Source organism: Acinetobacter rudis, from assembly GCF_000829675.1.
GTDB lineage: Bacteria > Pseudomonadota > Gammaproteobacteria > Pseudomonadales > Moraxellaceae > Acinetobacter > Acinetobacter rudis.
This window is the reverse complement of record NZ_BBRX01000032.1, coordinates 36,208-57,560: the sequence shown is the minus strand read 5'-3', so window position 1 is coordinate 57,560 and position 21,353 is coordinate 36,208. Positions and strand designations below refer to the sequence as shown.

Annotated in this window: 15 protein-coding genes; 11 read left to right on the top strand and 4 right to left on the bottom strand. The window is 34.4% G+C overall.

Annotated elements, in window-relative coordinates:
• Positions 1-33: 33 nt before the first annotated feature.
• A complete protein-coding gene (locus tag Aru01_RS09730) occupies positions 34-6,969 on the top strand; it encodes a two-partner secretion domain-containing protein (RefSeq protein ID WP_016656690.1) in 6,936 nt (2,311 codons plus the stop codon).
• The gene (locus tag Aru01_RS09725; protein ID WP_016656689.1) at positions 6,966-7,466 is read left to right on the top strand and encodes a PM0498 family protein; all 501 of its coding nucleotides are present in this window, start codon (positions 6,966-6,968) and stop codon (positions 7,464-7,466) included. The genes Aru01_RS09730 and Aru01_RS09725 overlap by 4 nt, the downstream gene beginning before the upstream one ends.
• A 449-nt stretch (positions 7,467-7,915) precedes the next feature.
• Here Aru01_RS09725 and Aru01_RS09720 read toward each other — a convergent pair whose 3' ends face one another.
• Positions 7,916-8,326, bottom strand: a complete 411-nt coding sequence (locus tag Aru01_RS09720) for a hypothetical protein (RefSeq protein WP_016656688.1) — start codon at positions 8,324-8,326, stop codon at positions 7,916-7,918.
• Positions 8,327-8,631: 305 nt separating this feature from the next.
• Between Aru01_RS09720 and Aru01_RS09715 the strand changes: the two genes are divergently transcribed.
• Positions 8,632-8,961 (top strand): hypothetical protein, encoded by a 330-nt coding sequence (locus Aru01_RS09715; RefSeq protein WP_016656687.1) that lies wholly within the window; start codon positions 8,632-8,634, stop codon positions 8,959-8,961.
• A 1,002-nt stretch (positions 8,962-9,963) separates the two neighbouring features.
• Here the strand turns inward: Aru01_RS09715 and Aru01_RS09710 are convergent.
• Positions 9,964-10,248 (bottom strand): hypothetical protein, encoded by a 285-nt coding sequence (locus Aru01_RS09710; protein WP_016656686.1) that lies wholly within the window; start codon positions 10,246-10,248, stop codon positions 9,964-9,966.
• Between the two features lie 1,320 nt (positions 10,249-11,568).
• Here Aru01_RS09710 and Aru01_RS09705 point away from each other — a divergent pair.
• From Aru01_RS09705 to Aru01_RS09675, 7 genes are all read left to right on the top strand, one after another.
• A complete protein-coding gene (locus tag Aru01_RS09705) occupies positions 11,569-12,270 on the top strand; it encodes an RraA family protein (protein ID WP_016656685.1) in 702 nt (233 codons plus the stop codon).
• A 25-nt stretch (positions 12,271-12,295) separates the two neighbouring features.
• On the top strand, positions 12,296-12,826 hold the full coding sequence (locus Aru01_RS09700; RefSeq protein ID WP_016656684.1) for a prephenate dehydratase domain-containing protein: 531 nt from the start codon (positions 12,296-12,298) through the stop codon (positions 12,824-12,826).
• A gap of 38 nt (positions 12,827-12,864) precedes the next feature.
• On the top strand, positions 12,865-13,254 hold the full coding sequence (locus Aru01_RS09695; protein WP_016656683.1) for a cupin domain-containing protein: 390 nt from the start codon (positions 12,865-12,867) through the stop codon (positions 13,252-13,254).
• 1,044 nt (positions 13,255-14,298) lie between these two features.
• Positions 14,299-14,889: a hypothetical protein gene (locus tag Aru01_RS09690; RefSeq protein ID WP_016656682.1), complete on the top strand. Its 591-nt coding sequence runs from the start codon at positions 14,299-14,301 to the stop codon at positions 14,887-14,889.
• A 503-nt stretch (positions 14,890-15,392) separates the two neighbouring features.
• Positions 15,393-16,058, top strand: coding sequence for a TetR/AcrR family transcriptional regulator (locus Aru01_RS09685; protein ID WP_016656681.1), 666 nt, complete (start codon positions 15,393-15,395; stop codon positions 16,056-16,058).
• A complete protein-coding gene (locus Aru01_RS09680; protein WP_016656680.1) occupies positions 16,045-16,395 on the top strand; it encodes a DoxX family protein in 351 nt (116 codons plus the stop codon). The genes Aru01_RS09685 and Aru01_RS09680 overlap by 14 nt, the downstream gene beginning before the upstream one ends.
• A 460-nt stretch (positions 16,396-16,855) precedes the next feature.
• The gene (locus tag Aru01_RS09675; protein ID WP_016656679.1) at positions 16,856-17,257 is read left to right on the top strand and encodes a hypothetical protein; all 402 of its coding nucleotides are present in this window, start codon (positions 16,856-16,858) and stop codon (positions 17,255-17,257) included.
• A 97-nt stretch (positions 17,258-17,354) separates the two neighbouring features.
• Here Aru01_RS09675 and Aru01_RS09670 read toward each other — a convergent pair whose 3' ends face one another.
• Positions 17,355-18,134, bottom strand: a complete 780-nt coding sequence (locus tag Aru01_RS09670) for a hypothetical protein (RefSeq protein WP_016656678.1) — start codon at positions 18,132-18,134, stop codon at positions 17,355-17,357.
• 522 nt (positions 18,135-18,656) lie between these two features.
• Here Aru01_RS09670 and Aru01_RS09665 point away from each other — a divergent pair.
• The gene (locus Aru01_RS09665; RefSeq protein WP_016656677.1) at positions 18,657-19,517 is read left to right on the top strand and encodes a 3'(2'),5'-bisphosphate nucleotidase CysQ family protein; all 861 of its coding nucleotides are present in this window, start codon (positions 18,657-18,659) and stop codon (positions 19,515-19,517) included.
• Between the two features lie 98 nt (positions 19,518-19,615).
• Here Aru01_RS09665 and Aru01_RS09660 read toward each other — a convergent pair whose 3' ends face one another.
• Complete coding sequence (locus tag Aru01_RS09660; RefSeq protein WP_016656676.1) at positions 19,616-21,235, bottom strand: oleate hydratase; 1,620 nt, start codon at positions 21,233-21,235, stop codon at positions 19,616-19,618.
• Positions 21,236-21,353 lie beyond the last annotated feature (118 nt).

Sequence of the window (21,353 nt, the reverse complement as noted above, 5' to 3'; positions counted from 1 at the left end):
TTATATATTTAACTTAAGAAAGATGTCTTTGAAATGAACAAAAATTTATATCGTATTATTTTTAGTAAAGTCCGAAATATGTTTGTTGTGGTTGGGGAAAATACAAAGAGTGCCAGCAAAACTGCAGGACAAAGTACCAAGACAACGACTGATAGTGTAAAAGATGATGCTTTAGATCAACATTGGGTTGTGAAAAGTTTAGTGCTGAGTATGAGTGTATGGATGGTGATTGCGCCTGTGTATGCTCAAATCACACCAGATGCAGGTGCTAAACCTGCCAATAGGCCCGTAATTGGCGTTGGAACAAACAATCAAGGACAAAAAGTCCCTGTAGTGAACATTCAAACACCTGTAAATGGAATCTCTCATAACATCTATAGTCAAATGGATGTTTTGAATAATGGTGTTGTATTAAATAACAGCAGAACTGGTGCAACTTCAAACCTTGTTGGAAGTGTAGGGGCTAATCCATTTTTAGCGAAAGGTGAAGCACGTCTTATTTTAAATGAGGTGAATAGCAAGGCAGCTACTCGCTTTGAAGGTAATCTGGAAGTCGCTGGTCAAAGAGCGGATGTGATTATAGCCAATCCAGCAGGAATTAATATTAAAGGTGGCGGATTTATTAATGCCAATAAGGCAATTTTTACTACAGGAAAGCCTCAGTTTAATGCCGATGGTAGTATAAAACAGTTTGTAGTAGATCAGGGTAAGGTCACGGTCTCTGCTAACACCGATCCAAAATTAGGTTTGGGTGGTAATAACAATAATGCAAATTATGTTGATATCTATGCACGAGCTTTAGAGTTGAATGCTCAGTTGCGAGCAAATCAAGATATCAATGTAATTACTGGTTCAAATACTATCAGTGCAGATTTAGGTGAGATAAAAAGTCAAACCTCAAAAGTTGCAGCACCTGCTTTAGCGATTGATATTAAGAGCTTAGGAGGTATGTATGCCAATAATATTTATTTGATTGGTAATGAAAAAGGCTTGGGGGTAAGTAATGCCGGAACACTACAAGCTGTTAACAATATCGTAGTAACCAGCGCAGGAAAAATCGAGAATAATGGCATAATTTCCAGCACCAACAAGAAAGGCGGGGTAATTAGCCTGACGACAACGGAAAGTGGAAAAAACTCGGATATCAATATCAATGGTAGTGTGACTGGTTATGGGTTGATCAGTGCGGATTCAGGAAACGATCTTAACCTTAATGCAAAAAATATTACAATCAACTATGATGCAACAACAAAAAATTCAGCCGATTTAATAGTGAACGCAAAAGGGAAAATAGATTTAGCTACTGGTACAAAAATAAGTAACTTAAGTAATTCATCAAATGTATATATTGATGCAAAAAATATTAATTTCGCTAGCAATTCTGAAGTACTTAGTAATCATGGCTCAGCATCTATTAATGCTAAAGAAAATTTAACTGCTGCGAATACTGCACGCTTAATTGCGGCAGCTGATTTAAACATAGAGGCAAGTAAAAGCTTAAAACTACTTGGAAGTACATTACAAGCCACCAAGGGTTCTATCAATCTTCAGTCTGTTTCTGATGCTACAAGTATGCTTCAGTTAGATAAAAATACCATTCGTGCAGGCAAGGACTTAAATATTTACGGGACAGGTAATGTTTCTTTAAAAGATTTAAACTTCTATATTGTTGATGCTAAAACATCTACTAAAGATATTAATGTTTATAGTGGTAAGGATTTAGTATGGAATAATGCAGTAAAAGCCTTACCACAAATATTAGGGAAAGTTCAATTAGAAGCAAAAAATGGGCTAGATTTAACAGGGACTACACTTCATGCTACAGATGGAATAACGACTTTATCAGATACATTAAAAATAAATAAGGAAATAAAATCAAATAAGGGATTAGATTTAACGGTCAAAAAAGACATGAACCTAAATGCTGGTAGTAAGTTAAGCGCAACAGGAGATGTTATTGTTAATTCACTACAAGGAAATATTCAAGCAGAAAGTTTAAAGGTTGATACTCGGGGCAAGTTAACAGTTGTTGCGGATAAAAATATTAATTTAATTGCCACTCAAAACAATGTTAAAAATAATAATGGCATCACTTTAAAAACAACAGATAAAACAGTATTGAATGCTGATCAAGGCATTGTTATTGGCAATGCTGGGGATGGAAAAACTGTCATTACATCAGTCGAGATGACTGCAAAAAGTGGTGAAATACAGTTATTAGCTAAAAATGGCATCAAACTACAGGCGAATACTGATGTAGATCTGGTTAAAGATGTTGCCTCTAATAAGGTTATTGCAAACAAATTAAATGCAAAGTCTATTGTCATTGAAAATAAAAAAGAAAATATTGATATTAAAAATACAGACTTGGTTTCCACAGAGGGTAAGATTTCTGTAAATAATACGGATGGATTACTAGACATCAGTAATGGTACCTTGAAGTCGAAGGGAAATACTGAGCTGTATGCGAAAGATCATCTTGGACTACATAATGTCACTGTTAACGCTGATCAACATATCGCCTTAAATTCAAAACGAGATATTTACTTAAATGCAAGTAATACACCGACTGGAACAGTGTGGGGAGCTGGTGAGCAGACCAATTTAACAGCAAAGGGTGTACTTTCACTGACCAGTGCAGGTAATCAGCTCATGCAGAAATCTAATTTGAAAGGTGGAGCTGTTTTACTAGAAGCGAATCATATATATCAGAAACCAAGCATGGTGCTCAATGCAACGGGCAGTGATTTACTTAAGAATGATAAAAAATTAAATAGCTTAAATGGTGATTTAACGATCCAGACTCGTGGTGCAAATGGCCTCACGATTGATCCTAAGTTAATGACACTTTCAGCAGTAGGTGATATAGAGCTTAGTGCAAAAGGAGGAGCTTTAACCCTTGTAGGTTATGGAGGTGCTAAAGGTAATGGTTCGGAGCAAGTTGTAAAATTAAATACAGCAAATGGCGGAATTAGTCTAGATGGAACTAAAGTTGATATTCAAGGATCACAATTAACAGCGCAGAAAGATATTAAAATAGTTTCAACTAAGGATGATGTATTAATTAGTGGAATTAAGAACAATGGTAAAAATTTAAATTTAAACTTCTATTTAGATAAATATAGTAGAGAATTAAATGAAGTTGAAGAAATTAGGAAAAACTTTTATAAGGAAATAGCAATTGCTCAGTCTGATATATTTGATGGCATGGATGTTGATGATGTTGGTTGGGAGTATGCACGATCGGTTAAAGATGATTTTGCTGAGATTAGTAAAAAATATAATATGAAAGTATTTTTAGAAGTCAGAAGTGATAATAAACCTTATGATGGTCAATTCTATAAAATAGTTATAAAGGAGGATTATAGTAATAAAATTAGTAACTTAATAGATGAAATTAATTTTTACAAGTCAGAGGTAAATGGTTATGAACACTCTAGCGCTAACATAACTAGTAATACTGGAAATATTAATGTTACTTCAGCAAAGGGAGCTTCTATTTCTGGATCCGAATTAATTGCTAAAGCTGAATTGGTAAATATTGAAGCTCGAGCACCATTGGCTCAAAGTTATACAAGTACGACACAAGTTGGCAATCAACAGGCTAAGAATCTGGGGGCAAGTATCATTATAGATGGTACACAAGACTTTTATGATAAGGGCAATGAAAATGGGGATAATTACAGTTTTAGGACTTTAATTAATCCGACGGCGATTGAGGGGGCTAAAGGGGTCAATATTAAGGCTATAGGTGTTGGGGCAAGTGATAATTTAGTAATGCAAGCAACCATGATAAAATCTCAAAATGGTGATGTTCGGATAGAGGCCAATAAAAATATCTTATTTGATGCTGCCATTGAACAAAGCTATGATCTTACGACCACCACTGAGAAGAAAAAATCTTGGGGTGGTCTAAAGAAAAAATATATCACGACGAGAAATGAAGATAATGATGTTGATGCAGCTTCAGTTGATGTTCAAGCTAAAAATATTTATATCGAAAGTAAAGAAAAAAATCCCAATAACAGTATAGATATCTATTCTGGTCGATTTGTCGCGGATGGTGGAAAGGTCTCTATTCGCTCGGGCGGCAACTTAAATTTTTATACTGTGGAAGAATCATCAAGGAGCACGACTGATGTCACGAAAAAGTCGTCTTTTACAGGTATTAAATATAATAGTTCAAAAACAAATTCTACACGTACTCAAGTGAGTGAAATTCCTGCAACATTGAAGGCTGATTATATTGGGACAAAGTCGGGTTTTGATACGCGGTTAGAAGGCACAGAGTTTGAATACCTTAAAGGAGCAACGATAGAAGCTGGGGGGAAGCTTGAGTTAATTGCAGCAAAAACGACAATCACAGATTTACTCAAAAAAGAAAAAAACTCAGTTGTATGGCAGTCAATGCAGGACAAAGGCTCTATTACTGAGACAGCACAACTGCCACAGTTTAATGGTCCGGTTTTGCCCACCTTTAAAGCTACTGGGGGGTTAAGTGTTCAAATTCCTGTTTCTGAAAAAGATCAAAATAAGGTTGTATTACGTAATGAGATTTTGAAGTTAGCTAACCAGCCAGGTAATGATTATTTAAAAGAGTTAGTAAATAGGAAGGATGTTGACTGGAATACGATAATTTTAGCCCAAAAAGATTGGGATTATAAGTCACAAGGTTTAACCGGTGCTGGCGCTGCGATTATTGTCATTATTGTAACAATTGTAACGATGGGGACTGGGACAGCAGCAGCTGCTGGTACTGCTGGAGCCGGTGCTGCAACAGGAGGGACAACTGTTGGACTAGGTGCCAGTATGTTGGGCGCTGCTGGAGTGACAACAACAACAGTTGGTGGTGTCACTACAATTACTGGTATATCTACTCTCGGTGCAATGGCAAATGCAGCGATAACATCGCTTGCAACACAGGCAAGTGTGGGGATTATTAATAATGGTGGAGATATAGGAAAAACCCTTAAGGATCTTGGAAGTAAAGATTCTGTTAAAAACTTGGTTGCATCAGTGGCAACAGCGGGATTATTAAGTGAAGTCGGAACGGCACTAAAGTTAAAACCTGATAGTACATTATTTCAGGATAAGTTAATTTACAATTTTACAAGTTCTGTTGGCTCAACCTTAGTACAGACTGCAGTTAAAGGTGGAAGTTTAGAGGATAACCTTAAAGTGGCACTTCTAGCTGGTTTAGCTGGAACTTTACAAGGTGAATTAGCTGGTAAAATAGGAGAAAGTTTAGATAAAGTTGATCCGAGTATTATTGAATATGCAATACATAAAATTGCTCATGCTGCAGCTGGTTGCGCAACAGGGGCTATTGTAAAGCAGTGTGAAGCTGGGGCAATCGGTGCTGCTGTTGGTGAAATTGTAGCAGGAATGTTTGATAAGCCTGATGACGCTGCCTCTCAAGCGGAAAAAGATGCATTTAATAATAAAGTATTAGCAACAGTAGAAATAGTATCGGGGACAGTGGCTGCCTATGCAGGTTATGATGTTCACATGGCAGCGTTGTCTGCCAATATGGCTGTGAGCAATAATTATTTAACTTCAGATGATTATAAAGCGCTTAAACAAGAAATTGCGGCATGTAAAACAGATCAATGTCGAAGTGAAAAAATTAATAGTTACAAAGGTAGAAGTAAGGTAAATAGAGCAGCTTTGGAAAAAGCTTGTAAGGATGCTGGGTCTAAAGCGTGTAGTAATCATCTTACACAATATTTGAGTGGTAGAGAAACAGCCAAGCAATTAGGTCTAAATTTTGCTAATCAAAATGACTTTCAATATGTACATGCAGGTATTTTAGATAAAGCAGCTGGAAATCAATTTGCGCGAGTTTCAGCAGCTTTTAGGGTTGATGAAAGAGTTAGACATTACTGTGGGTCAATACGAGGTGCTGCATGTGAGCAAAAATTAAAAGCTGCTGATAACGCATTTAAGGAAAGTGTGCGTAGAGATTTAGATATTCTAATGGCTACTCCAGTAATAGGAAATGCATTAAGCATGGGAGAGGCAACAAAAATATTATTAACAGGAATGGATATTACTGGTGACAATGCAAGTCGATGGTTAGCAGCTGCAGAAATAGCCTCTGTGGGCTTTGCTAAGAAGGGTGTTTTAGTATGGAAAGGAGCAGGAAATGTAGTTGGTAAAACTTGTTCTTTCCGTGGAGATATGGAAGTTAAAACCTTAACTGGCTATCGTCCAATACAGTCTATTTCACAAGGTGATTGGGTATATTCATTAGATGAGGTTTCTGGACAAAGCAGTTATAAACAAGTTTTAGCACATTATAGTAATCCATATAACGAAACAGTATATGTTTCCATGAAAAGCCAAAATGGAGATGAACAGACGGTTGTATCTAACAAAATTCATCCGTATTTTACAGTGCCGAAAAATGAAGCTGTGTCTGCATCAGAAGGACATATTTATAAAGGTGCAATAGAAAAAGGCCAATGGGTAGATGCTGAAAATTTAACATCTGGTGATCAACTATTAGATAGTAATAATCAATGGCAAGAAATTATATCAGTAACTGTTAAGCCAGAACCAATACAAGCATATAATCTTACTGTTGATCAGACCCATACTTATTTCATTAAGGGGTTAGAGAAAAGTAATGGTGTTTGGGTACATAATAGTTGTTCTAATATTGATGCAAAAAAATTCAATGGGAAAATATTGGGAACAGATGGAGTCCAAACTTTTAGTACAACGGTTTGGAAAGGAAATGGTAAGTCAAGAATTGATGTGGAGAATCCAGCGCCAGGTAAACGAGCAGGACAATTACATTATCAGGATAATGTTGGTAACAAATATTATTATGATCCTAATACGAAAGTCTTTTTTGATCAAAAAACAAAAACATTAGCCCCGAAATCGGTCCAAGATCTTTTAAAAAATAAAGATTTTTCAAAAGGTATTGATAAAGCTTTAAAATATTTAGGAGTTACCAAATGATTTTTATTAATTCTAAAATGAAATTTTTTCTTTCTCAGGGGAATTTTTTAACTTTTCCAGTGCAATTACATGAACTGATAAAAAAAGGTATTACTTTTGATCAGGAGTACTTTTTATTTAAGGCTTTTCATAATGAACATGAACTTATTGATAAAGAATGGGTTAGGCAGAATTATACAGATGATACTGGATTCGAATGTGCTGTTAATAGTTTTCATCTTGAAGATTACTGTAATACAGATATTCAAAGTTTAGGTCAAATAGCTAATATAGGTCTTAAGTTACTGAATGAATTTAAAGAGTATTGGCTGGAAAATTTTGAGGTGTCGTGTGTCGCTATATTAACAATGCAATTAGACACTGAGTTTGGTCCAGATGCTGTATTTAGGTTTCACAAAAAAAGGCAAGGTCAATTTTGGATTGATTTGAATTCAATCGAGTTAAGCCAAGAGGCAATAATGGTAATGGAAATAGACCCTGTAAATAATTCTGTGTAAGTCCTATTTTATTCATCAGACGATTCAAGGTGACTGTTCCATAGTGACCTTGAAATATCATCTCGGGTGCTTGCGTGAGTTCAAATCCATCCCCCCCCTCATTTGAACAAACCTTATTTACCCAGCCAAAGTTAATCTATAATAATTGGGTAAATCATGGGTAAAAGTATTTTTTATTTTAAAATAAAATTATATAAAACAGTGTATTATAATTCCAGTTCAATTGACGCCATCTCCACCAAAATTGAGAATCAAGGTTAATCAAGAATGATTAGTTTTGATCTATGAAAAGTTGTAGAAGCTGCTGCCGGACACGCAATTGATGCTGGGTGATTGAGTAGTGGGTGGGCTGAGTGAAGGAAACCCAGTCTAATAACTGGGTTCTATATAAGTTGTATTATGCTAATTTTAGAAGAATTAAATAAAGACTAAAATTCTTATTTATTTCTCTAGTCCTCGTTAACATCGCAACTACTAAGAAATGTTTTCAATACAAACGCTTCATTAGCTACACCATCTAGACCTTCATACTCAAAGTCGTACATACCTTTAACTAAAATAGTTAGTTTGTTTTGTCTGCTTAGGAAAAAGCTTAAACTTACTACATCAACAGGGTGATGGGCGCTATCTAAATATATCGAACCATCTAAATCACCCTTAGTAAAAGTCAAAGACTTACCAACTAAATCGCGAAGCTTTGTTGAAGGCAGATCAATATAATCCAAACGAATAATTGGACTTACGATTTCATCTTGGTAGATAAATGGCTCCATAAAAATATGGATAGATATTTCAGAATCTGTAGAGCTAAAAATAATTGCTTGTTTGGCAATTAATTTTTTTGTGTTAAATGTGTTCATATATAGTTGAAATAAATAAAAATTGTTTGTTTGATTCTATATCAACAGCTCTTGATGATGTAATTTTTTCAGTAAATACTTATCCATTTAATACAATAAGCGTTATGTGAAATCTATATGTTGAAGGCCCTAAGTTAAAATACTCATCGTCCTGATTTACATCAAGTAGCATCAGGACAGGGTGGTATCTTAATTCTATGGTCAAAGGATGGTAAGCCAACTTAAATTATTACGGTAATAACAGATCATCAAGGTAATTTAATAAATACCTTTCCTGGAAAAACTAATTATTAGAGAATGTTAAAATGTATGCAGTTCATGTTTATGATATATATGCCACAAAACACAGATCAATTAAAGAGGTTACTACTCCTCCAGAGGTGGCAATTTTTTTAACTAAATTGAGTGCAGAAAAATATCCAACAATATCAGAATTATCTTTTGTTGATCAAGACTTGTATAATGGAGAAGAGCTCCTGAAATTACGAAAAGAATTTTTAGAGTTACTCGAAGAGGTAGATGATCAACCAAGAAGAGAGTTTTTGAAACAAATTTTAGAGGCAATAAGTATGGCTGAAAACTTAAATCTATGGATTTTATTTAACCCCTTTTATGAATTTGGGCCGGCAAATTAAGCTTATTGAAATTCATTCATAAAAGAAAATACAAGGTAACTATTCATAGTTGCCTTGTATTTATTTAATATTGTGAATGGTATGTAATAATTTATAATCTTAATTTTAGATAAATTAATTTTCATAACTGTTTTGGTTTTTTAAAACTTACTCTAAATTGGATATAAGTGCTTTCAAAATTGAACATATTTCTTATTAAAAGCACTTTATGAATCAATATTTTTAAATAATGTATTTGTTAGATATTTTAAAATAAATTTTCATAATAATAACTTTATCAGAAAGACAAGCAATAAAACAGATTTTAAAGAATTGTGTAGTCTAAAATATTTTAATGAAAACTTTGTATATGCATCAAAAGCCACTTTTTATTATTTTAAGTAAACTGGAAGTTAATGTGTGCTAGAGGCATTGAAAGGATAGAAATGCGTTTAGATAGGGTATTTATCGTATTGTGTACATAACTGTGTACATAAATAAATTAATTGTGAAAATATTGATTTTAATTTTATTTATTTCAATATCTTATGATATATAAGCTCCATATCGAACATAAAAACTTGATCTGTCATTCAAAAACTCTCAACACTTTTTAAAGTTGCAATAATCTTAGCAAAACCTAATGAATCAGGGAGCTTACCTTGATTGTGTTTGTATGGATAGGGTTCAATGATATTTAAATTTCGACTTGGTTGATCATGTTATAAAGAAATCTGTGTGCATAATTCGCTTGTTACCGTAGTAAACTGCCCATCATATAGTGTTAGGAATACACGGATGACTTTGGGTAATTCCTGGTTAAAGGCAAATAATGGGAAATCTCGTGAAAAGATACAGGTGATTACTGATAGAGATGCTTTATCTGTAGGCATATCAGTAAACAGGAAAAAAGTATTTTAGCTTAGATACAGATTTAGCCATATAAAAAACGCATAGATAATGGGGCTATCCTTGAGTAATTTATATTTAAAAAAATAATATATTTTGCAGGTTTAACTGAATCTAATTTTTTGAAGTGTCATTATTCATTAATGAAGTTATACCTCTAGTACCATCTGCAAAGACTTTCTCATTCGGCCCTTTGGGCTTAGTTCGTTCTTGTTTCTCAAGAGGAGTGTAGTTTCCTGAATCTTTGGTCGCAAAACCGTGAAAACCCCAAATAATGGAGAAAGGAATTATAAATACCACTAGTACTGTTAGTATAACTTTTATTAATAATTTCACTTCTACCACTCCGTAATATTGCAGTTCGAGGCAAGCGTATTGCTTTGTAGAAACTGTCGGCATCTAGCATTTCCTGTTATTTTCCAAGCAAGTTTACCACCCGTACTGAAAGGGTCAGCAACTCCAGCATACGCTGTCCCAGTTGTATTAAATGAAGTGCTACCCAACTCGAAGAAGTTTCTTATAGCAGCGGGAGCATTAATTTGACTAGTAGTAACACGAAGTTTGTGCTTACCTAATAGTCTATCGTAACTAATCGATTCATTTTGGTAGGCCTAACCATGTTGCTAATGGAGTAGGGTAAAATTTGCTTGGCTTATCTCGCAGTGGCAAAGAAAAGTACAATCTAAGTTGTACGACTGAAACTCGATTGATTTATCATCGAGTGGTTTTTAAGCCAATAAGAGAACGACCTGATCCCTGTACTCAGACAGTAGGTGGTTAAATTTGTTCACTCAACAAAGGTGATGTATTACTTCTGATGTCGTCACATGCACATGAATAAATGTAGGCTTTAAGCAAAACTTTAAACATATTTTAAAGTAGAGTGTAGTCAATGCTGTCCTTGTTTTTTTAATATTTCAACATGAGCTTGATCATCAATAAATTTTATAACTCCATATAATCAAGACACACACCTGAATGGATCTTTAATTATATCATTCGTTATATTTTTTTAGATACATTACTGATGTTGTAACACCTGTAAAATCTATATTTATGGTATTTTAAAATGTATTATAAATATCTTCTATTTTTAAATTAAACCCTACATCAATATCAATGCTAAAAATCGATGGAAATATAATTTGTTTACTTTAGGCACTATTAAATAGGCACTGATTATTTAGTCAATAGTTAAATTTTGAAATGTCTTAGCTCATTTTTTCTTAATCAAATATTTTTATTTTCCTAAGGTTGTTCATAAATCTTCCCCTCCAAAATTAGTTTCTTCATTATTTATAATGTTGCTTTGTACAGTTTTATAATTTCGGATTTTAGTTTCCTTAAACTGTAATTTGTAACAAATATTGTTTTAGGTAATAGGTTTATTTTAAATACTTATTTAATAAAATTAAATAAAAATAATCAAACCACTAAAAAATAGTGATAATTATCACATAAAAATTAATTAATAAAAACTAAATTTAATCATCATTAAATTATTTTTTCATTTAGTTGTTTTGAGTTTAATTTCTAAAATATTTGCCGAATTTAGATATTTTAAAAATCATATTGACTGAATGGTAAAACAATCTTATTTTTCAATGGCAATAAATAAAGTACAAAATTTATTCATAATTTGAAGTTTTTTTTAATAATTGAATCATCTAATAGAATATTTGAAATATTCATTTTTATTTTTAATATGAGGCAGCAATAATGTCATTTGAATTAATATCACCTCAATTACTAAAAGAGTTTAAGGCACGTAAAATTAGCACTTCAACCGTTATAGATGTTCTTGATGGGTTGCAGGCTGGTAATGCTTTAACTCCGAAGATACAGGCAGTCAATACAGAAGATCATTATTTTGTCGCTCAAGCTTATACTGTTCAGTGGAAATTGATACGCAAGGGAAGCGATATCATGAAAGAACAAGCTTCGACTTGGTCACAGGTCAGTCGCTTTTTGGTGCCAGAGCTGCAAAGTGGTGTGGGGCTAGTTTATGTGGCAGGTGCAGGTCCATTACTTACCCATGCTGCATTGGCTGGCGGTATGAGTTGTACTTACTTCGAACAATTGGGTTTTGATGGCGTAGTTTTAGGCGGTGCGGTGCGTGATTTAAAGGAGATCAGAAAGTTATCCATGCCAATTCTTGCCAGTAATCCAATCCCGACAGATACACAAGGTGCATATTGGGTATATGAAACCGGTGGGCAATGCCAGATTGAACAGGTAACGGTACAAAGCGGTGATCTTATTGTGTCAGATATCAACGGTACAGTTGTCGTACCACTTAATTTAGCAGAGGAGTTAATACAGCAGGCACTATTAATTGATAATACTGAAAATACGATGTTAGAAAAAATTAGGCAGGGTGTACGTTTACCCGAACTCATTAGCATTACTAAAAGAATTTAAACTTTAATTATAAAAGAGAAAAATCATGATAACAGTTCATACATTAGGACCAACAGGTACCAACTGCGAGAAAGCTGCTCATTTATGGCTGAAAAATAATGGTCACGATGGTGCGGTTAAATTACATCAAACACTTGAAGATGCAGTAAAACATATGCTCACCACTGACCAAGGTGATGTTTTACTTGGCTGTATCGTTTATCCACATCTGCATCATCTGGTGTTTAATAATCTCAATAATCTAAAGCTAGTAGATTGTTTTGTTATGGATACACATAATATGGTCTTTGCTAGTAAAAAAGCAGAACTTGAAGAAATAAAAATAGTGGGTTCTCATCCCGCGCCACAGGATTTGATCCATAAAGTCCCAGGTTTAAATAAAGAACTTTCTATAAAATTGTTGAACTCGAATAGTGAAGCTGCACGTCAGTGTGAGGTGGATGCTGTTGATGCTTGTATATCGACCAATATTTCTGCTCAAAGCTCTGGTTTGACAGTATTAGCTGACTTTGGCCCTGTACCAATGGGCTTTTCAATCCATGCAAAAATAATTTAATTCAATAACAATCTTTAATACAGATAATAGGCATTATTATGAGCTTATATTTAGGCAGTGAAATGATTCCATATGATATGGATTTACAGCGTCCAGAAGGAACTGAGAGCAAAATTATTGCTAAGTTTTTACATGGGACTGATTTTACCATGGCATTTTGGCAATTTAAGCCCGGAGCTAAAATTCCGGAACATAAGCATGTACATGAAACAGCAACCACTATACTAAAAGGCTCATTGCGGTTGACTGTTGATGGGCAATCGGTGGATCTATTTGCAGGTGATACCTTTATTATTCCATCTTGGGCAGTTCATCATGCTGAGGCATTGGAAACCTCACAAGTTCTTGATGTCTATACTCCAGTTCGTGAAGATTATGTAGCAAGACAAAACGGTGCTACTGAAACTTACCTCGCCAATTCACAGTAAACCTGCTATGTGCAAATATTCTTAATTTAGAATGTTTGCACATTTGTCTTAATGAACTACTCGATGCTAAAGAAATCGAGTTTCAGTCGTTCAATTTAATTACACACTTCTTTTTACGCTGCGTTATTACTGCAGGCAAAGGCTTGAACACCTTAAGTCATCTAACTTTTAGCTCCAGACCGACTACATCGTGATAAATAATAATCACCACCCAGTAGTATTTCACTGTCTAATATTCATTTTATTGCTCTATATAAAGAGTAAAGAACACCACCACTAAAAAATGAAGAAATCAAAGCTGTTAAGGAAGAGTTAACTTGCCCTTAAAAGAGTAAGAATGCGCTCTTTAATTTATCTTAAAAATTCATTAAACAACTGCGAATTACTTTGTTATCTTACAGGCTTATGCTTCATAAACACTTAAAAGTTAGTTTTTCACACTCTAAAAAATATAAAAGATAAGTGAGGTTTCGGCTCTATCTAGTTCAGTGAATATATTTATAATTGTCATACGTGCATCAATTTTATTAACTATGTTTTGCTGAGAATCTGACTATTTTTTCAATTCATTCGCCCCAAGCACTTTACTGTCTTTAGTCATTTATTTCTTTCAGTTGAGCTTGTTTTTTTCAGTTCTTCTAAAGCTGGGTATTCTTTCATGATGAAATTACTGTATATGTCTGCCTTTTTGAAATACTCTGTTGACAGTGCTAATCATTCTAAAATGATTCTTTCTGAATAAATCTATATGAATTAATTTTTACGATAAAGCAAAAGTAAATCTGATACTGGGTTTTAAAGTTGGCTTTTTAGATAAAACATATGATTAACTCTCTCTAGTTTACATACAAAAAATACATCCCAATGCCACTTAGTTGTTTGAGTGTGTACAAGCTGTATCTGAGTGAGTATAAAGAAAATCTCTATAGGGTGCATTATTATAAACTACAAAAATTAAGATATTTCTAATTAAATTTTTATGAAAATTGTTTTTTATAGGGTCAATGAATGGTAATTTATAAGCAATTAATTTGAGTAACTATAATGAGAAGTGTTTTATTGATTAGTTCTTTAAGTAGTTTATCAATATATGTATATGCACAGGATTTAAATACATCATTACAGAATAATTTTTCTATATCGGGCGGTTACATTGGTGGCTTTGAAAATTTATCTGATGACAAGGATAAACTTAATGGATTCTTTGTGAGCGGTGCTATTCAGACTGATCCTCGTGTTAGTTTTTATACTGAGTATAATCATGAAAAAATGAGTATCCTCAAATTTAATGAACTAAATTTTGGTGTCCAGTACAAATTCTATGATAGAAAAAAGTTTAATGGATCATTTGGTACAGGTATCGGATATATGTGGTTGGATCAAGAATTACATGATCCTCATATGAATCTCAGTGCTGACCTAAGGCTTAATTATATTGTTATCCCTATATTTATAGAAAGTGAGGCTAGGCTTTCAGAGAATATTTCATATTTTAGTAACCTAAGTTATAAATGGTTATTTAGTCATAATTCTAAAGTGTGTATTTCTTCAATGGGCATACAAACAATGTGTGAATCAATAAATGAAAACTCAAATGGTTTATTATATAAACTGGGAATGCGCTATCGTTTTTGATTATCCCTCTTTCCTTATGCCAGTGATTCCTGTGGCCTTGATTTAAAATTTTTCAAACACAGTATATTTATAATGACGCGAATCACTATCAATTTACAGATAAGAATACTTGACGATTAATCAATCCATGAAAACTTCAGAATAAGATCACCATATAAGGTGACTCAGATGTACTTTAATGCCACAGCCGAAGTCGAATCTCAATTACAAATATTAGAGATCAACTAGCATAAGAACTGATGATTTGAAACGATCTTGTACAGGTGAAGTGAATCCAGTTGACTGTCTATACAGTTTTAACTGGAATGGTTAGTGGTTGATTATGCGGTTGTAGAGATACAAAGCGAGTTACATAGCTGTTGATTTTGGATCCTAATAGAAAGTTGCTGATGAAATTTTAGCTGAAACGGTTCATTTATATTGCATTTCAAATTCAGTTGAATATATTATAGAAAAGGTACGGTACAGTACCTTACCTTTTTGATTGGGCTATGGAGAAAACTGTGAGTGATTCCTTGTCACGTAATATTTCATTAGATAAACCTTTGCGGCATAAAGGTGTTGAACGTCTAAAGGAGCTGATTAACTCTGCAACTGAGCTTTTTCTTGAACATGGCTATAAAGCAACATCTATGGATATGTTGATTAGTCGTGTTGGTGGATCTAAGCGCAATATTTATGAGCGATTTGGTGGTAAAGAGGGGCTATTTATTACTGTAGTTTCTGAAGAGTGTGAACGATTAGCTGCTCCACTTAAAGCATTAACTTTATCAAATCCATGTGTTAGGCAGACATTACAAGGTTTTGCAGAGGAAATTCTTAATATTATCAAACAACCCCGGACTCTAGAGTTGCATAGACTAATGATCGCCGAGGGAAAAGACTTTCCAGATTTGTCTCAAGCAATATGGTCAGCAGGCCAAGATCAAGCAAAATTGATCCTTGAACATTGGATTAGAGAACAGCAGGGTTTACAGAAAATTAGTGCGAGTTTTACAGCATCTTTATTGGCGGAAAATTTTATCAATCTAGTTGTGAATAAAACACAAATACAAATGTTGATTGGTGGTGTTCAAACTTCACAAGAACAGGATTTAGATACAATTGATCATGCGATCAGTTTCTTTTTGGCTGCTACAGGCGTGGATATAGAAAATGTCAAAGATTAATTTAAAAAAGATACTCACTTATGGCTTGGTCGTTTTCTTTATTGTTGGTGCAGTTGGTAATTTAATCGGGCCTGAGAAAATTTTGGAGGACTATGCAAGATGGGGATATCCCAATGGGTTTCACCTTGTAACTGGTTCATTTGAATTGCTTGCAGCTATTTTAATCTTTAAAAGCTCTACTCGTTTTATAGGGAGTTTACTTGCAAGTTGTATTATGTTTTCTGCAATTTTAACCTTGAGTTATCATGCTGAATATTCACATGCATTTATTCCACTGATTGTTTTCATGCTTTTACTTGTTTCGATTTACTTACATAAGCAGAAAAAATTGCTATAAAACTCACTTTGGCTAAGAAGAGTAGATCATCAGGTGAGTTTTATACTGATTTTTCGAATGACTTGATTGCTCTATGAGCATCAAGTTTTAAAGCATTTCCATGAATTGTAATGAGAGACTACTCAACTTTAGATCCAAGAGTTAGTCTACAGGTGTCTATGCAAAAGTTGATCAGCATAACTTATTCAATATGACGGGTTATTTTTTCATGATATTATTGCTAATGATTCTTAGTAAATAATTTAATGATGAATAAACTTAAATCTTGGATCAATCAATTTTCTTTTTTTGAATATATTGGTTTATTGACATTTGTGACGATAATTTCGAATTACTTTTTAGATCAGCCCTTAATAAAGATCGGCGTATTCTTTGGTTATTGCGTAGTGGGTTTCATGATAACCGTATTAAAGTTATCTTTTAACTATAAAAAATTCATTGAAATGACGAAGAGATAGAAATGAATAAAACAATTAGACGACTTATGTTGTTTGCCAGCTTAGTTTGTCTGTATGGGATGGCTTTTTTGATTTATATCAATACTTCTACAGGCCTGGTTTTATTCGGTGTCATACCTGAATTTTTTGTATATTTAATTTTTACTTATTTTATTTCGAGTATTTTGATTGAAATAATGACTGGGGAAGAGCCTTTTAAAAATGTAAAAGTAGCATTAAAAAAAGCATCGATACTCTTGGTGGTTTTCTTATTATATGCTGTGACTTATTGGTTGTTTTATAAATATATTATTGTCGCTAATCATTTAGAAAATACATTGCTTGGAGAGCATAGCTACCTTGTTTTTATTTTCCTCATGGTTTTTTTTGGTATCAGATTTAGCAAAAAACTCTATCTAAAATAATTCAATCATACGACACTAAATCGTGTCGCATGGGCAGTATATAAAGCACACACAGAGGTGAAACAATAAAAATATTGTCAAATTTCTATAGCTTAATCTAGTTAAAATCAAACATTTCTAATGATTCAACATATGGAAGTATGAGATGTTGTTGCTCAAGCAGAAGTTGCTTCAATTGCACTGTTATTGCTTCAGGGAATAGATAGATTAATTCAAGTTGTTTAAATAATGCGTTGATTTTGTTGTGATCGAATTGGGCTGTTTTTACGAAAAATAATAAACTTGCACCTAAGCCAAGGTATTCAAGGGCAAATTCTCGTTCTAAGTACTGCACCAGTGCGAAACATTCAAATGGGTTTAAGTCACAACTGAAGTAGCCATTGATTTGTGCTGCAAATTTTTCGCAGTCACGACTTTGTTTAGGAACTAATTTAACTTCTACTGTTTCAGCTAAAATAGCTTCTGGATGTTGGTTAATCTGAACAAGTGCTGCAAAATCATCATCGGTATAATTTAATTTTCCGCTGAGTTGAGAGAGCGTGATTTGGTTGTCTATGTGTAATAACTGCTGTCTATGATGTTGTAGGGTATATGGTGCAATGTTCTCCCACACAGCATCATCCTCTTCGATTATTTCAGAAGGATCAAAATAGAGTTGATCTTGGTTTGCTGCATGCATAGAAGTGTAATGACACTGTGCAATATCTTCTAAGAGTAAGAGAATACTATGCTGTGGGTGTTGCTGTTTTAAGTTTACATAGTCATCGAGTAAACTTTGCCAAGATAGGATCTGTTGAATGGTGGCATAGCAGATGAGTTGCTGCGCTTGGTCATCAATCAAGGCATTATTTTTTTCTGTTAGATAGAGTTTGGTCATCGGTATTGGTTTAATAGTTACGTGATTGTTTAGATATAAGCATAGATTAAAAGTGTCATAGTGGACGTATTTTTTTATTTAAAATAGATTGTTACGTCGCATGCCAAAGGCATAGAGTGTCATATGAAATGCTTAAAACTATTGTAATATTACTTCACTTATTTTACATCCATAGTCACGTTACGTTGAGAGCTAAGTTTAATTTATTACATATTCTTATGAATGTTGACCAAAGTATATAGTTGGATTCTGTTTCTGTGTCATGAAAATAACAGTATTTGTGATACATAACACAAATAAAAGGCCTTGAAGGGTTATTTTATATTAGGTGTTTTAACGATATACAGTTAGTATGTTGGGCATTTAATGAACTTTAGCCTCAAAAGTTACTGGTTGAGAAATGGCATATACACGTTGTTCAGTAGGGTGTTTGCTAAGATCAGTGGGGCTTGAGTGACTTAAAACAGTGGGCGATATAGTCAAGCTTTAAAATTATATAAAACAACGGGTAGGTTATCGACGATGTTTATTACAACTCAAACACCACAAGATGCACAATTATTAGAAATTATGTCTATTTTGCAAAAAGCCAGCCAAATGTTGCTGGATGAATATAGACACTATTGTGCGGGGAAAGCGTTTGAAGTCGAGAGTAAATATGATCAATCACCTGTGACTCAGGCTGATTTAAAAGTTAATCAATTCATATTGCAGCAGCTTGCATTATTTAGCCCAGATATTCCTGTTTTGTCTGAAGAAAATGATCACTCAGATCGACAGCAGTGGGAAAGTTGTTGGATGTTAGATCCACTGGATGGGACTAAAGAATTTTTACATCGTCGTGATGAGTTTACGATCAATTTAAGTTTGATTCAAAATCATCAAACAGTATTCTCTGCGATCGCTGTACCCTGTGAGCAGCTTGTTTATTTGGGATATTTAACTGAATTACCCTATCGCTATTCTTTTGAAACACAGCATTGGGAACGTTATTGTAAATATAAAGATAATGAAGAAGATGCTGTACAAATTGGTCTAAGTCATCGCAGTAAAAATCCAAAGTATCAACAGTATATTGAGTATATTGAGCAAGAAATACCAGTAATACGTCGTGAAGCGGGTAGTGCTTATAAGTTTTGTATGATGCTTGAGGGCGAGATTGATATTTATCCGCGTTTTCACCCGACTTCAGAGTGGGATACCAGCGCAGGTCAAGGCTTACTCGAAAGTATTGGTGGAGGTTTAGTGAGTTTGAGCGCAGTCCCTTTTACTTATAACCAACGCAGCACAGTGTTGAATGAAGGTTTTATCGCTTTTCGCAATGAAAATAACCAAAAAATTGCTTTAGATGCCTTACAGAGTGTATTGGTACAAAGTGAATAATAATGATTTGCTCTAAAGTTTCAGCCTAGACGGCTATGTTTGGGCAAGAGAACAAAAAAAGCGTAACCGTCATCGGTTACGCTTTTTTACTTTTTCATTCAATGAAAGACTGTTTCTAGTGCTTTTAAGCCCACTTTAGGATCAAGTAGGCCATTATAAATATCTGGAATATCACGCTCGACCTCAAAGAAATGATAAATCGCAGTCATTGCACTACGTACTGAGTATTCAACAGTGAAGACAACATCATCTTCAAGTTCAACAAACTGCCCTAAAAATGCAAAGTTATTAGAAGCATGTGGAATCACTTGTGGGCGATCACCTGGTTTACGGCAGGCAAACAATGCAGATGCATAAGGCATCATTGCTGTTGTAACTTGAGTTGTTGCCAAGACATGCTGCAAAAGGTCATCAAAGCCAAGCTGTTTGATTAATTCAGTGAGAATTTCTGTTCCTGTCGCTTGAGACATGGGTTTTTTGATGTAATCACCCAACTGATCAATTTGGAAGCCATATCCCCAAAGTGTATAGGTGTTTTTAGGTAAATCAGCGAAGTGTGGCTGTGCAGGAACAACGATTGAGAGGTGCCAACCAGATTGATACCAAGTCATTAATGCACCGGTACCCGGTTGATTACCAGTGTATTCGATGATGCGTTTTAACAGTACATCATCTTGCATACTTAAGGTGAATGACTCCCATTTATGTTCATCGATATTGCCATAAAAGCTCATCGGTCGACCAAAGTCTGGTGCTTTATCTGCAATGGTTTGCCAGAAAGACCATCCATGATCAATACGATCACGAATCAATTCAGGCACATCGTTATTTCCAGCATAGCGTGAATCTGCTGTGATGGAACCTAAGGTAAACAATGCAATGTCATTATGACTGAGCTCAATATAATCTTCACCCGTAGCTTGTGTAACATGAAGTCGTGTTGCGCGGCGTTGTTGTGTGTCAGGGTGGGTTTCAAAGTCGGCATCACTGACATAATGACCAAAGCGGACATCAACACCTTGCTCAGTCAACCAGCGCTGCAAAGGGACGATCATGGAGTCATATTGGTTGTATTTAGTGCGCTTAACACCAGCTAGCGTATGGATGCGAGGCAATTCTTGGATAAATCTCAAGAAGTAGCGGCGCAGTTCGATTGCACTATGCCACTGTTGAAAAGCAAAAGTTGTACGCCACATCCGCCAGAAGTTGGTCTGGAAGAAACTTTCATCAAAGAATTCATCAATACGACGGCTGCCAATTTTATCTTCTTTACTGGCTAAGAGCCTTAACATTTGTGCGCGATGTAGAGTATTTAACCCCAATTTTGCTGCATCTTGAATATTGTGTTCAGCATCTATTAACCGCGCTTGTGCATGCGTTTTAATGCGTTGATTAAACTGGTGGCATTCTTCTCGTACTGAAATATTTGGATCTTCTAGTGAGGGGATGCTTGAAAATAAATCCCATAAACATAAATAGGTTTCATCGGTTAACATGCGTCCACCTCGTGTTACCCAAGCATGTTCGGCGCTTGGACTGTGACCACCATCCATCGCACCTCCAGAAATGTCTAGTTCTTCTAAAATATGAATATTTTGTGCGGGAACTTTAGCATCTCGAATTGCAAAAGCAGCTGCAGCCATACCCGCAATCCCACCACCAACAATCCAAAGATGTGTGTCTTGTGCATTATGGGTTTTGACTTTTATGTTTCGCATTTTAAACCTCTCGTTGCTTACTTTTAATATATATGATTAAAACCTTAAAAATAGTATGTCTTTTTTTGTGGTAAAAATATATGAAATTAATAGATTAATTTTAATGATAAGCGTTCAA

What these genes read in the sequence shown, in the direction of transcription:
- Aru01_RS09730 (WP_016656690.1), top strand. Translation starts at nt 34, where the DNA reads ATGAACAAAAATTTATATCGTATTATTTTTAGTAAAGTCCGAAATATG.
- Aru01_RS09725 (WP_016656689.1), top strand. Translation starts at nt 6,966, where the DNA reads ATGATTTTTATTAATTCTAAAATGAAATTTTTTCTTTCTCAGGGGAAT.
- Aru01_RS09720 (WP_016656688.1), bottom strand. Translation starts at nt 8,326, where the DNA reads ATGAACACATTTAACACAAAAAAATTAATTGCCAAACAAGCAATTATT.
- Aru01_RS09715 (WP_016656687.1), top strand. Translation starts at nt 8,632, where the DNA reads ATGTATGCAGTTCATGTTTATGATATATATGCCACAAAACACAGATCA.
- Aru01_RS09710 (WP_016656686.1), bottom strand. Translation starts at nt 10,248, where the DNA reads ATGCCGACAGTTTCTACAAAGCAATACGCTTGCCTCGAACTGCAATAT.
- Aru01_RS09705 (WP_016656685.1), top strand. Translation starts at nt 11,569, where the DNA reads ATGTCATTTGAATTAATATCACCTCAATTACTAAAAGAGTTTAAGGCA.
- Aru01_RS09700 (WP_016656684.1), top strand. Translation starts at nt 12,296, where the DNA reads ATGATAACAGTTCATACATTAGGACCAACAGGTACCAACTGCGAGAAA.
- Aru01_RS09695 (WP_016656683.1), top strand. Translation starts at nt 12,865, where the DNA reads ATGAGCTTATATTTAGGCAGTGAAATGATTCCATATGATATGGATTTA.
- Aru01_RS09690 (WP_016656682.1), top strand. Translation starts at nt 14,299, where the DNA reads ATGAGAAGTGTTTTATTGATTAGTTCTTTAAGTAGTTTATCAATATAT.
- Aru01_RS09680 (WP_016656680.1), top strand. Translation starts at nt 16,045, where the DNA reads ATGTCAAAGATTAATTTAAAAAAGATACTCACTTATGGCTTGGTCGTT.
- Aru01_RS09675 (WP_016656679.1), top strand. Translation starts at nt 16,856, where the DNA reads ATGAATAAAACAATTAGACGACTTATGTTGTTTGCCAGCTTAGTTTGT.
- Aru01_RS09670 (WP_016656678.1), bottom strand. Translation starts at nt 18,134, where the DNA reads ATGACCAAACTCTATCTAACAGAAAAAAATAATGCCTTGATTGATGAC.
- Aru01_RS09665 (WP_016656677.1), top strand. Translation starts at nt 18,657, where the DNA reads ATGTTTATTACAACTCAAACACCACAAGATGCACAATTATTAGAAATT.
- Aru01_RS09660 (WP_016656676.1), bottom strand. Translation starts at nt 21,235, where the DNA reads ATGCGAAACATAAAAGTCAAAACCCATAATGCACAAGACACACATCTT.